This window comes from Pumilibacter muris (assembly GCF_943193045.1).
Classification (GTDB): Bacteria; Bacillota; Clostridia; order Christensenellales; family Pumilibacteraceae; genus Pumilibacter; species Pumilibacter muris.
Genome location: NZ_CALPCN010000002.1, coordinates 167,679 through 180,917, shown reverse-complemented (window position 1 = coordinate 180,917; position 13,239 = coordinate 167,679). Strand labels below are relative to the sequence as shown.

The window sequence follows — 13,239 nt, the reverse complement described above, 5'->3', positions numbered from 1 at the left end:
TAATACGTTGACAAGATTTTGCATAAATGTCATAATATAAGAGAAAAGCTTGCGTTGCAAGGTTTCACAACGTATAAAGCTATTTATTTGCGTTTAGTCGAATAATATTACGACGATAATACGAAAAACAGAGTTTTGTAAGCCATTTCACTTTATAGTGGAACGAAAGACTAATTTACGATAATTTAAGAAACTACAACGGGCGTTTTAAAGCGAACGCGCCCGTATGATTTTATGAGACAAATACGGCGAGAATTGAGCCGTTCGGATTTAACGAAAATGCGGGAGCGACGATATTTGACATGGTTATAACGTTTGTAGTGGACCAATTCGGCGAAACGAGCAACGGTACCACGATAACGGCAATGCGGTTTGCCGATATGCTTAGAAAAAAAGGACACGAGGTGCGTGTGCTCACCACTTCTAAGGTGGATGGCGAGGGGATTTATATTTTGCCCGAATACCGTATTCCCGTGTTTCAGTCTATTGTGGATAAACAGGGTATGAAATTTGCGGAGCCCGACGATGAAATTATAACGAAAGCGATTGAGGGAAGCGACGTTGTGCACATGCTTATGCCGTTTTGGGTGCAGAACGCGGCGGCGGCGATTGCCGAAAAGTTGCACATTGCGACAACTGCGGCATTTCATATTCAACCGCAAAACATGACTTATTCGGTGCACATGGGCAAGTTTCCGGGCGCCAACAAATTGATTTACACATATTTCCGCCGTAAATTCTATAAAAAATTCAATCACATACATTGCCCCAGCCAGATGATGAAAAATCTTTTGATTAAAAACAAATATCGCGGCAATATTTATGCTATAAGCAACGGTGTGAGCGAAGATTTTGTGCCTAAGTCGGTGGAGCGTCCCGAAAAATATAAGGATAAGTACGTTATTTTAATGATAGGGCGTTACAGCAAAGAAAAGCGGCAAGACCTTATTATTAAAGCTATCGGCAAAAGTAAGTATAACGAAAAAATTCAGCTTGTGCTTGCGGGGAAAGGGCCCACCGAGAAAAAGCTTAAAAAGATGGGCGATAAGTATTTGAAAAATCCTATTGAATTTACGTTTTTGCCCAAAGACGAGCTTATTAACCTTATCAATTCGTGCGATTTGTACGTTCATTCGTCCGACGCCGAGAGCGAGGCTATTTCCTGCATAGAAGCGTTTACTTGCGGGTTGGTTCCTGTGATTTCCGACAGTAAAATATGCGCTACAAAACAATTCGCGTTAAGCGAGCAAAATTTGTTCCACAGAGGCAAATATAAGTCGTTGCGCGAAAAAATAGAATGGTTTATCGAACACCCCGCCGAAAAGGCAAAACTTTCGAGCGAATATATAGAGTATGCAAAACAGTATGCAATAGACGCGTGCGTAGATAGGTTGATAGACGTTTTCCACGCGGCGATAGCCGAAAACAAAGAGCGTTGGGCGAATGCCGAACTCGAAAAGCAGTATCTTGAAAAACTTTCGCCCGCAGAGCAAAAGGCGTATTTTTCGGGAAAGAAAAAATACGTTCGAAATTGCCGCAAACGTAAGACGGGCGACTTCACCGATTCTTATATTAAATTCGCAACAAATGTTTTGGGCACTCGGTGATAATAACAAACGGACTGTCGTTTTAGGCAGTCCGTTTGTTTTTACGTTCTTTTTCGGAAAAGCATTTCTCCGAGAGAGCCGAAGCGTTTTCCCCTAACGTGCAAATAAATCATATTGAACGCGAAGTCGCCCGCTATAATAACGAACAGCGCTATTGCAAGAATCGCAAGCACCGAAGTGCGCGCCCGCGCGAGAACGTTTTGCATAGGGTGCCACACGAGCCCCATAGCCGACACCGCGAGTATTCCCCAAAGCAGAGAATACCTCAAACTAACATAGCCGTTAATGGTGTCGTCGTAGCGGCGGTAGCTCCACAGCCGCACTCCGAATTTGCGGTCGAAGAACAAGCCCGTTATATATTCAACCGCCGACGCGAGAAGCGCCGCAAGGGTGGCGTACACTATAAGGCACAATACCGTTGCCAAAAATCTGCCGGTTTTGGTTTGGGGACGCGAGCATATCTTTTCCCACAGTCCCGACTGAGGCGTTCTTAAAACGGCGTACACTCCGAGCATTCCCAGCCCGTATAGCGGGCAAAACGGAAGCGTGAGCAAACCCCTGTCGCAAAACTCGCCGCGCACTATTAAAAACATTACGGTTTCGCAAATCCAACCCGCGAACGAGAACAAAGCCGTGAGTATTGTAAGAATAAATATTTTTCGCAAAGCCGATTGCTCCGAGTATGCGCCGCTTACGCTTTTTGTGCGTGTTATTTCCATAAGTGTAGTATGCGCGCCGTATATTCGTATTATGTGTTGACATTTTATGCGTTTTCGGGTATAATATTTAAATACTGCATGCAATGCGGCATTAAAGGGAAATAGCTATGACGAATAAAGAAAGGTGGCTTTCGAGCGCCGCGCTTTTAATATCAATATTGCCGTTCATTTTGGTGGCGGGCTCAATACAGTTGCTTCCCGACAGTATAGTTTTGCCGAACATTGTTTTGGCGGAAGACGTAATAAGACTTCCCAAATATCAATATCTTGTGCTCGGCATTTTCGGACTTGTTCCCGTAGTGCTTGTAGTAGTTGCGCGTTTATTGAGAGAGCGCAAACTCGTGGAACGTAATTTTATGTGGATGATAATCGCGTCTTTCGTGCTCGGATTTATGTTTTTGAGCTCATCTGTTTACGGCATGATAGACAACATTATTAAAAACGATATAGATTTATTGAAAAAGTTCGATTTTTTTGGCGGTTCGGTTGTGGTCGCGTCGCTAATCGGGGGAATGCTTGCCAACTTTTTTCCTCAACTGCGGCGCAACGACGTGCTCGGATTAAAAAATAAATACACCATGAGCGACAACCGCGTTTGGGTTAAAGTGCATTATGCGGCTGCCGACGTTTATATGAGCGTGCTGTATGCTTTCGCGGTGTTTACAAGCGCTTTAAGCATTTGGCTCGATTTCCGTTTGGGTTGGTTGCACCTTGTTTTGTGGGTGGCGGTTATATCGGGACTCATAGTGTGGGGCAGGTTGTATTCTCGCAAACAATGGCGAAGATTGAACCGAGACACCGAAAAAAACGTGTTATGAGAATTTAAAAAACCTTCGTAAAGAAACGAAGGTTTTTTGCGCTTTAAAACGCATAAGATTTAAACGGATACGTTAGTTTTTAGAATTGCCGTTCGCCGTTATATTTTTTTCACCGATTCGCGTTCCACAAGTCGGGTAGGCACTATTATGCGTTTTGGAAGCGAAGAATCGCCGCTTATGCGTTGCAAAAGAGTGCTCGCGGATATTTCGCCTATTTCTTTTTGCGGTATTGAAATTGTGGTGAGCGGCGGATTGAGGTATTTGGAGTCTTCTATATCCGAAATGCCTATAATCGATATTTCGTCGGGAATGGATATTTTGAGCGAGTGCAAAGCCGACATTGCCGCAATAGCCATGTGGTCGCTACTTACAAACAAAGCGGTGGGGCGGTTCGCGCATTTCATGAGCTCTACGGTTTTATCGAAGCATATTCCTCTGTGCCACTCGCTGTCGAGAATCCAGGCGGGGTCGATTTCGAGGTTGTAGCGTTTCATTATTCGCAAATACGCTTCATGACGCCCTATGTTGGTTGCGTTGGAAGATATGTGCGCCCCTATGTACGCAATCTTGCGGTGCCCGCTTTCCACAAGGTAACGCATGGCTCGGCACCCCGCTTCGTAGCGGTCGTAACAAACGTTGTCTATCATGGGTTGCCCCGTGTCTATCCCCACAATGTGTTTTACTTTGCTCAACAAATAGCCCATTGTGTCGGAGTCAAGTTGGTCGTCCATTAAAATTAGCCCCTTCGGCGGGTGCGACGCGAGCGATGCGAGATTTTCGGCGTTCATAATGTCGAATTGCGACTGAACGAAATCGAAGTCAAAGTTTTGCGTTTTCAAAAAATTTTGGGCGCCTTCCAAAATGGCTGCGTAATAGCTGTCTTGCGTGTGTTCTACCGTAAGGCGTGAAATGCAACCGACCGTAACTTGATTACGGTTTTTTTTCTTTTTGTAGTTCGGGTTTGGCTCGTAGCCGAGCTCATTGATTGCGCGGAAAACTTTTTCGCGTGTGGAGTGCGTCGCTTTGTATGTTTCGTCGTTGTTTAGAATGCGCGAAACCGACGCAATCGACACACCCGCTTTTTCCGCTACGTCGCGGATTGTAGCCATGCCGGTCTCCTTTAATAAAGGTATATATAAAGTATATCACTCGCAAGCGGTTGTGTCAATATGTTTAGTAAACAAAATTAAAAAAATCGACAAATTTCTTTAAATTCGTCAAAATAATTAGAAAAACATATTGACAAAAGGCAAAATTTGCAGTAAAATCAAGATAAATAGATTGTGTTTACTAAAATACCGTATTTTTATTGTTATTTACTTATGCGTTTAAAAAGACGAAAGGGAGAGAAATTTTTATGAAAATTTTAAAGAGGACGCTCGCAGTTTTGGTAGTTTTGGGAATGTTGTGCGTAGGCTTCGGAGGATTTGATATGAGAGAAGCGAGGGCAAAAGAAATAGAGTGGACGGCAAGCGTAGTGTCGGAAAAAGAAAGCGTCGAGACGGTGCTCAATCCCGATTGCGGATTTTATAAGGCGATTGCGTATAAGCTTGCGGGCACGGAAAAACTTCCCGCCGTTTTCGCCGCGCAAGCTTTAAAAAACTATTCGCAATCATACGGCGTTCTGCATTTCCGTTTCGGTTTGGAGCGGTATTCGTCGAATGCGGGCGGAGCTGACGGCGACATATCGCAAGCGGATTTAACCTGCCTCGAAAATATTTTCGCGTCGGCGCGCGAAGCGAACGTAACCGTTATCGCGCGGTTTTCGTATAACGTTTCGGGAGAGCAATCGGGCGGAAAATACCGCAACAGCGAACCTTCTATGGAACTGATTAAGCGCCATATCGCGCAACTCGGCGAAGTGCTGAATAAAAACCTCGACGTTATAACTTCGGTGGAAACGGGCATGTTGGGACCTTGGGGCGAACAGCACTCCACAACGCTCGGAAACGCTATGGCAAACGAAAGTTCGGGAATAGCTTACGAACTTGTGAATTCGTGGCTTGCGGCTCTCGACGAAAACAGAACGGTTAGCGTTCGCCGTCCGCTTTTCTATGCTTTTTGGGCTAATCGCGCATACCCCGAACTCGGAATTTCTATAAACAATATAGATTCTAAAATCGCAAACCTTTTGGAAATGGGAGGCGACGCTCTTAGAGTGGGCGTGTTCAACGACGGATATTTGGGTAACGCAAGCGATTTGGGCACGTTCGTAAACCGTGAAAAAGAAGTCGCTTTTCTCGGAACAATAGCCGAACACGTTCCTTACGGGGGCGAGGTTGTAACCGACAAAAGCTACTCCTCGAATAATCCCGAATCGGCGCTAAACGACTACAACACTGTGGAATATATATCGAAAGAGGGTTACGAAACGCATACTTCGTATTTGAATATAGACTGGAACGACGTTGTTATAAAGGCGTGGAAAGGTACGGCTGTTAGCGGACTTAAAGGCTCCGACGAAATATACAACGGGCTCGACGGCAAAAAATACGTTCAAAACAGGTTGGGTTACCGCTTGCTTTTGTCGGGAGCCGAAACGATTGCGGCTTGCGGAAAAGGCGGAGTTACGGGAATACGCGGCAAGATTAAAAACGTCGGTTTCGGCAACGTTATAAACGCAAAGAAAGCTACGCTCATTTTGCGCAGTGAAGACAAAAGCGTTGTTTATTCTGCCGAAATAGAGCTTGATTTGCGCAAAGCCAAGAGCGGCGGCGAGCTTTCTTACGAGCATTATTTCAGATTGCCCGCAAGCATAACGTCGGGCTTCTACGATTTTTACCTGCAATTTACGGGCGCCGAAGAACGGGAAGGTTCGGTTAAACGCGCGATTAAATTTGCCAACGAACAAGCGGTTTTCGATTCGGAAATAGGCGGCAATTACGCGGGCACGGTATATGTGGGCAATGAAGAGGAATCTAATTCCGAACAGTTCGAAGAGGTGGATAAATCCGTTTTCGACGACGCGGACGTTCCGCCTCCGTCAGGCGGAAACGAACCGACTAACCCGCCCGCAGAGAAAAATTCCAAAGGCTGTCGTTCTATTTTAAGCGCTTTTTTGCTGTTGCCCGCGTTCGCGTTAGCCTCGCTTAGAAAATTGCGCTAATAACGGTAAACAAATTAGTAAACAAAATTGTTTTATGAAAATTTTGTGAAACCTATTGACAAAGTTAAAAATCGGTGATATATTATTAGTGTAAGCATAAAATTGTTGACTGTGAGGGGACAATGAAGCAATATACGGTAGCTATAATAGGGCTTGGCGGAAGAGGACTGCACACTTACGCTAAATATGCGAAACTGCATCCCGAGCGAATGAAAATCGTCGCCGTTGCCGACATTATACCCGAAAAGGTGACTTTTGCGGGCGATACATACGGCGTGCCTCAAAGCGGGCGTTTTAACAGCGCCGAATCTTTGTTGGAGCGCGAAAAACTTGCCGACGTTTTGATTATAGCCACGCAAGACCGCCAACACCGCGACCATACGTTGAAAGCTCTCGATAGGGGCTACGACGTTCTTTTGGAAAAACCTATTTCCACTTTTGCGAACGAATGTATTGAAATACGCGACGCCGCTAAAAAAGCGGGCAAACTCGTAACCGTTTGCCATGTTCTTCGGTACGCGCCTTTTTTCCGTAAAATAAAAGAAGTTATTTTAAGCGGGGCAATAGGAAAGCCCGTTACGGTGAACGCGTTGGAAAACGTGGGGTATTGGCATCAAGCGCACAGTTTTGTGCGCGGTAATTGGCGAAACGACCAAATAGAATCGCCTATGATATTGCAAAAGTGTTGCCACGACTTCGACATTCTCGCTTGGCTTTTGGATAAACGGTGCCTTGCCGTGAGTTCTTTCGGTTCGCTTGAATATTTCAGAGAGGAAAATGCGCCAAAAGGGAGCGCGGCGCGGTGCGTTGATTGCGCCGTAGGCGATTCGTGCCCGTATAACGCGGTAAAAATTTATTTCGACAGCGAAATCGGATTCAATCGCGGGAACAGGGAATGGCCGTGCGATATTTTGGTGCAACAGCCCACAGCCGAAACGTTGATGGAAGCCATTAGAAAAGGTCCTTACGGTAAATGCGTGTTCCGTTGCGACAACAACGTTGTTGACCATCAAATTGTGAACATGCAAATGGAAGATAACGTCACCGTGTCGCTCACCATGACGGCGTTCACTGCGGTGAACACAAGGCATGTGAAAGTTATGGGAACGCTCGGCGAAATAGTTGCCGAGCAAGATAAAAACCTTGTAACGGTTACGCCGTTCGGCGGCGAAAGCACCGTGTACGACATTGCCGCCATTGCCGACGACCTTTCGGGACACGGCGGCGGCGACAACCGTATGCTTACCGAAATGTTCGACGCGCTCGACTGCGGCGGCGACGTGAGTTCGTCGGTTGCGGATTCGGTTGCGTCGCATTTGTCGGCTTTGGCTGCCGAGAAATCGCGCGTCAGCGGCGGCGAACTTATTACAATCGCCGACTTCGAACGCGAAAATTGCAAACAGAAATAAAAGCGGAGGGAATTGTTATGAAAAAAATTACGCTTACGCTTCTTTCAATGTTGCTCGCCGTTATTACGGCGGCTTCGTTCGCGGGATGCGGCAGAGTCACGCAGGTGCAGACGGAAAAAATCAGCATTTTCTCGCGTCCTACCGTAGAAAAAGTTGCGGGCGAACATAAGGCGTGGAACGACGTGGATTCGTTCACATGCTACTACGGCTCGCTTACGGGCAACGCGGAAGAAAACCCTGTGCTCGGCGGCGAACCGATTACGGCTATGGAAGCTTTAAAGCAGTTCGACGTGGCTATTATTCACAGTTCGCAACTCTATTCGTGCGAAAACGCGAAAGAACTCGTTAAGGAGCTTAGCGACAACGGCACATACGTTATAGCGTATATAAGCATAGGCGAAGACGCGCAACTTCACGTAGGCGACGGTTTGGGCGAAAACGGGTACGCGTCGTATTACATATACGAAAACGGAATGCCCAAAATGAACGCTTCGTGGGGCTCGTATTTCGTTGACGCGGGCAATCCCGTTTGGCAAGCAACCATACTTAACACCGCGCGCGACATTATGGACTACGGAGTGGACGGGTTGTTCCTCGACACGCTCGATACTGTAGACGTGGCGTACAGCACGATAGGCGGAATGGTTGACCTCGTTAGAAGGCTCGACGAGGAATTCCCTGACGCGAAACTTATTCCCAACAGAGGCTTTACCGTGTATCCGTATATTTCGCAATATGTAGACGGAATTATGTTCGAAAGCTTTACAACCACTTACAACGAAAAAGCGGAAGTGTTCGAAGACCGTAGCGAAGCCGACCTCGACTATAACACCACCATAGCGTGCAACGTTATAAACCGCGCCCGCCGTTACGATTATATGCCCGTGTTCTGCCTCGACTATGTGAACGAGTTCGAATACAGCTACGTTCCGCAAGGCATAATGAACAACGTTTGGCAATACGACTTTATATCTTATGTAACCTATACGCGCGCGCTCGACGCTTGCCCCGTGCCCGGAGTTAAGCCCACTTCGCAACGCGGCTCGCTTGCGCTTTCCAAACTCGGGGAAGACAGCGGCGACGTAGGAACGAACGGCGACACGAGCGCGGCGAACCTTGCCTACGCCGAAAACGGATTGTGCAAAGTTACCGTTGATACCACGTTCGCGGGATATTCGGGCGCCAAACCTTTAACCGACGGCTTCTATGCGACAAAAGAAAATCACAACCAAGTGAATTGGGCAACGGAGTCGTGGGCGAGCGAAAATAATCCGAAAAAAGACCACTGGATTCAATTTACGTTCAATCAAGAACAAACGGTTAGCGAAGTTGCGGTTTATTGGGGAATAGACGGCACCGGCAGCAATCCCACCATTTATTCGGCGCGCGAAGCGTGGGTAGAAGCTTGGCTCGACGGCGAGTGGAAGCGGTTGGACTACTTCTTCTGGAAAACCGAGAGCGGAGAATATTTAACTCAGCAACAAAGCACGGTGTTTAAATTCGACGCCGTTAAAACCGACAGAATACGAGTGTATCAACCTAAAAACATGGGCGACGGAACTTCGTCGCGTACCGACGGAGACGAAACCGTGTTCTCCGGCATAATGTGGGTGAGCGAAGTGGAAATCCGCTGAGCGCGATTTAATACAAAATAGGGAGGACTGTGACTGTGAAAAAGATTATATCGTTAGCCTGCGCGTTTTTGCTCGCGCTTACGTTCGTGGGCACTCTCGCGGGTTGCAACTATAAAAAGGATTACACCTATAAGCCTATTAACAGGGGCACTTTAAGGGAGCCCGAAGTGGAATTTAAAACGGCGGCGGAGGACCCCGAGCAGAACGCAAAGTTCCGCGAAAAGTATCCCACGCTCAAAAAATACGAACAGCCCGTTAAAGTTACTGTGGGCGCCATACAGTATCAACTCGAATCGGACGTTAAGTCGGGCACTACGCCTATGAACCAGTCGTTTAATAAGATTGCGCGCGATGTGTTGAATATCGAGATTGAATACACCGTAGTTTCGGTTAGCACGGGCTACGACCAAAAGCTTAACCTTGCAATATCGGCGAACCAAATGCCCGACATGTTTTACACCACGCAGCCCGAAATGTTCACTATGCTGCGCGACACGAAGATGCTTGCGGACTTAACCGATTCGCTCTATATGCTCAACGACAATCTTTTGGACAATTATTTAACTTACATGCCCGAATTGCTTGAAGCGTGCATGGAAGACAGCAAGCTGTACGCGCTTCCTCAGCAGTCGAACAAATACGCTTCGGCTCAAAGGCTTTACATACGCAAAGACTGGCTCGATATTGTGGGAATGCAAGCGCCCACAACGATAGACGAAATGATTGCGGTTGGCGAAGCTTTTGCCAAACCCGAAAACAAAGCGAAAATTGCGGAAAAAACGGGAGTTGCGGCGAGCAAGCTCGTGCCGCTTTCAATGCACAAAGACATTACTTATGCGGGTTCGTATTCTGCCGAAGGCATGTTCAACGCGCACGGCGCGTCGGTGGGCTCGTATTTTAAAGGCGAAGACGGACAGCTTTATTCCTCGAACACTTCGCCCGAAGCTCGCGCGGCGATTGAAACAATGCGCACAATGTACGAAAAAGGAATACTCGACAACGAGTTTTCAAACATTACTTCCGCCGACGTGCAGTCTTACGTTTCGGCGGGGCAGATAGGCATGGTGTTCGGCGAGTGGTGGCTGCCCAAAGACGCGCTTGGAACATGCGTTAAGTCTTACGGCGCGAAAGGAGCCGACTGGACTTGGGTTGATTTGCCTTCGTACAAAGGAAACGAAAGTTTGCCCATTGTAGACACAACGCTTATTTCGGGCTACAACCTCGTGTCTAAAAATTGCCGCAATCCCGAAGCGGTGGCAAAACTTATAAATCTGTTCTACGATATTTATTACAACGACAACGCCGAGCAAATGTACGGCTCGGGAGTTCTCCCCTCGAACGGCTTTTACTATCAGTTTGTGCCCGTTAAAGTTTGGGACGGAATGGCGAGCGCTGCGGAATACCACAGAGTTCAAACGGTGTTTAACGAGCTTTACGAGGGCGGACTTAACAGCCGCGAACTTTTGAGCGGCGGACTGAGCGAAGACCTTACGAACGCTCAAATAGCCGAATATGAGGCGGGGGGGGGTCGTCTTTATAAAATAAGCGCCTCCGAAAAAGGTTTTTATTGCCTTAACCGCCAAGTAGTTGAAAAAATAAATTCGGAGCCTGCGCTGAAAGAGGCTTTCGACACAATGCGCAACCGTGAAAAGATTTTACACTTTGCGCAAGGGTATCCTTATTTCGTCGCGTATAAGCAGGGCATTTCAATCGACAAAATGACAACCGCCGAACGCGAGGGCTGGGGAATTTATCACGAAATGATAGACGAAAACGGCAGCTACGCCTATGTGGTGGATTTGTCGGAGGGAAAGAAGAAGGCGAAGTACGACGAGTTCTACGGCGTTGCGCTTTCGGCTATGACCGACAAAGGCGGCTATCTTGCCGACCAAACGGGCATATACTATGCGCGTATCATAACGGGCACAAGCGGCATGTCGGCGTTCGACGAGTTTATAAGCGTTTATAACCGCAACGGCGGCGACGTTATATTAAAGCAAGTAAACGAATGGTATGCCGCCGAGCACGCGAGCGAAAATTGAGGCGGGGGTTATGGAAAGACGTCAAGTTATTACGGCGCGTCCCGCCCGTAAAAAAATAAATTTAAAAGAACAGCTGACGCTTCATTCCATGCTTTTGCCCGGAATCGCTTTGGCTACCGTTTTTCAGATTTTGCCTATGATAGGCATTATCATGGCGTTTCAAGACTACAACGTGGTAGACGGCTTTTTCGGCTCGCCGTTTGTGGGCTTTATGAACTTTTACGACCTGTTCATGCGCCCGGACTTTATGCAAGCCACTCTCAACACGGTGATAATTGCGTTCAGCAAAATAGTTTGCATAACCGTACTTTCCATTGTTCTCGCGCTGTTAATAAACGAAATACGCATAGGCGCAATAAAGAAAACAGTTCAAACGATTATCTTTTTGCCGTACTTCCTTTCTTGGACGCTTCTCGGCAACATAATGGTTGATATGTTTTCCAAAAGCGGCGGCTTTAACTATTTTTTGAGCTTTTTCGGAGTGGAGCCCGTAAGTTGGATTACTTCCAACACTTGGTTCCGCACCATAGTTGTGGCATCCGACGTTTGGAAAACGATAGGCTATCAAATAGTTGTGTTCTTGGCTGCGATTGTAAACATAGACCCCGCGCTTTACGAAGCGGCGCGCATAGACGGCGCCAACAGCCGCCAACTTTGCCGCCACATAACGCTTCCGGGAATTATGAGCATGATAGTGCTCATGAGCATTTTAAACATAGGCAACATAATGAACGCGGGCTTCGAGCAAATACTCGTTATGTACAACTATCTTGTTTACGAAACGGGCGACATTCTCGATACTATGGCATATCGCATAGGTTTGTTGCAAGTGGGGCAGTACTCTATGGGTACGGCGATAGGACTGTTTAAGTCGGTTATAAGCTGCGTGTTCTTTTCGGCGAGCTATTTCCTTGCTTACAAAGTTAAAGGTTACAAAATATTCTAAGGGGGGAGCGATGGAAAATATCAAATTCAACAAACAGCATCTTAAAATTGCGCCCTCGCGCCGAGCGTTTCTTATTATAAATACGTCGCTTTTGGTTTTGTTCGCGTTTGTGTGCCTTGTGCCGTTTTTAAACTTGCTCGCAACAAGTCTTTCGAGCAACGACGCGGTAAACGCGGGCGCGGTGGGATTTTTGCCGGTAGGCATAACGGGAACGGCGTACAAAATTTTAATGAGCAAAACCGAGTTTTTCCGCGCTTTCGGTTATAGCGTGCTAAGAGTGGTTACGGGCACCGTGTTGTCGCTCGTGGTAATAACTTTGGGCGCTTACCCGCTTTCCAAAACGTCGAGCGTATTTCGCGGCAGAGGTTTTTATGTGGTGTTCTTCACCGTTACCATGTTTTTCTCGGGCGGCTTGGTGCCCACCTACATAATAATAACGCGACTGCATCTTAACAACACGATTTTCGCGCTGATTCTTCCTACGGCTATGAACGCTTGGAACATGGTGCTTTTAATCAACTTTTTCAGGCAGGTTCCCAAAGAGCTCGAAGAGGCGGCGAAAATAGAAGGGGCGGGGCATTACCGCGTTTTGGTGCAAATAGTGCTTCCCGTGTCGCTTCCCGCAATAGCCACCGTTGTGTTGTTTACTGCGGTTCAGCATTGGAACGCATGGTTCGACGGAACCATATATATGCAACCCGCCAAACTTCCTTTGCAATCGTATATTTACAACATGATAAACGAGGCGAACACTTTGCGGCAAAACCTTACGAGCTCGCCCGAAGACCAGGCGCTTTTGGCGACGCTTCCCACTAAAACGCTCGAATCCGCTCAAATCTTTATTGCCATGCTACCCATAATGCTCGTTTATCCTTTCGCGCAAAAGTTCTTTATTAAAGGCTTGGTGCTCGGTTCGGTTAAAGAATAAGTTTGTTTTCGTAAAAAATCAAGTTATATA

The 13,239-nt window shown here is 47.0% G+C and carries 10 protein-coding genes; 8 read left to right on the top strand and 2 right to left on the bottom strand.

All coding sequences use genetic code 11. The features are described 5' to 3' along the window. Positions 1 to 302: 302 nt before the first annotated feature. Complete coding sequence (locus tag NFR62_RS03455) at positions 303 to 1,607, top strand: glycosyltransferase (RefSeq protein WP_251614121.1); 1,305 nt, start codon at positions 303 to 305, stop codon at positions 1,605 to 1,607. A 41-nt stretch (positions 1,608 to 1,648) separates the two neighbouring features. On the opposite strand, the gene NFR62_RS03450 is transcribed toward NFR62_RS03455, so the two are convergent. Further along, on the bottom strand, positions 1,649 to 2,326 hold the full coding sequence (locus NFR62_RS03450) for a putative ABC transporter permease (protein WP_251614118.1): 678 nt from the start codon (positions 2,324 to 2,326) through the stop codon (positions 1,649 to 1,651). Positions 2,327 to 2,433: 107 nt separating this feature from the next. Here NFR62_RS03450 and NFR62_RS03445 point away from each other — a divergent pair, with 107 nt between their 5' ends. Further along, positions 2,434 to 3,144 (top strand): SdpI family protein, encoded by a 711-nt coding sequence (locus NFR62_RS03445; RefSeq protein ID WP_251614115.1) that lies wholly within the window; start codon positions 2,434 to 2,436, stop codon positions 3,142 to 3,144. 98 nt (positions 3,145 to 3,242) lie between these two features. Here the strand turns inward: NFR62_RS03445 and NFR62_RS03440 are convergent, their stop codons facing one another. Continuing rightward, entirely contained in the window at positions 3,243 to 4,253 is a 1,011-nt protein-coding gene (locus tag NFR62_RS03440) for a LacI family DNA-binding transcriptional regulator (RefSeq protein WP_251614112.1), read from the bottom strand. 248 nt (positions 4,254 to 4,501) lie between these two features. Between NFR62_RS03440 and NFR62_RS03435 the strand changes: the two genes are divergently transcribed. The 6 genes from NFR62_RS03435 (at position 4,502) to NFR62_RS03410 (ending at position 13,209) form a co-directional block, all read left to right on the top strand. Continuing rightward, positions 4,502 to 6,250 carry a DUF4832 domain-containing protein gene (locus tag NFR62_RS03435; RefSeq protein ID WP_251614110.1) on the top strand — a complete coding sequence of 583 codons (1,749 nt, stop codon included), beginning with the start codon at positions 4,502 to 4,504 and terminating at the stop codon, positions 6,248 to 6,250. A gap of 122 nt (positions 6,251 to 6,372) precedes the next feature. Beyond that, positions 6,373 to 7,659, top strand: coding sequence for a Gfo/Idh/MocA family protein (locus NFR62_RS03430; RefSeq protein WP_251614107.1), 1,287 nt, complete (start codon positions 6,373 to 6,375; stop codon positions 7,657 to 7,659). A gap of 17 nt (positions 7,660 to 7,676) precedes the next feature. Beyond that, positions 7,677 to 9,293, top strand: coding sequence for a discoidin domain-containing protein (locus tag NFR62_RS03425; RefSeq protein WP_251614104.1), 1,617 nt, complete (start codon positions 7,677 to 7,679; stop codon positions 9,291 to 9,293). A 35-nt stretch (positions 9,294 to 9,328) separates the two neighbouring features. Next, entirely contained in the window at positions 9,329 to 11,335 is a 2,007-nt protein-coding gene (locus NFR62_RS03420) for an extracellular solute-binding protein (RefSeq protein ID WP_251614100.1), read from the top strand. A gap of 10 nt (positions 11,336 to 11,345) precedes the next feature. Next, positions 11,346 to 12,281: an ABC transporter permease gene (locus NFR62_RS03415; protein WP_251614097.1), complete on the top strand. Its 936-nt coding sequence runs from the start codon at positions 11,346 to 11,348 to the stop codon at positions 12,279 to 12,281. 10 nt (positions 12,282 to 12,291) lie between these two features. Further along, the gene (locus NFR62_RS03410) at positions 12,292 to 13,209 is read left to right on the top strand and encodes a carbohydrate ABC transporter permease (protein ID WP_251614094.1); all 918 of its coding nucleotides are present in this window, start codon (positions 12,292 to 12,294) and stop codon (positions 13,207 to 13,209) included. The last annotated feature ends 30 nt before the right edge of the window (positions 13,210 to 13,239 follow it).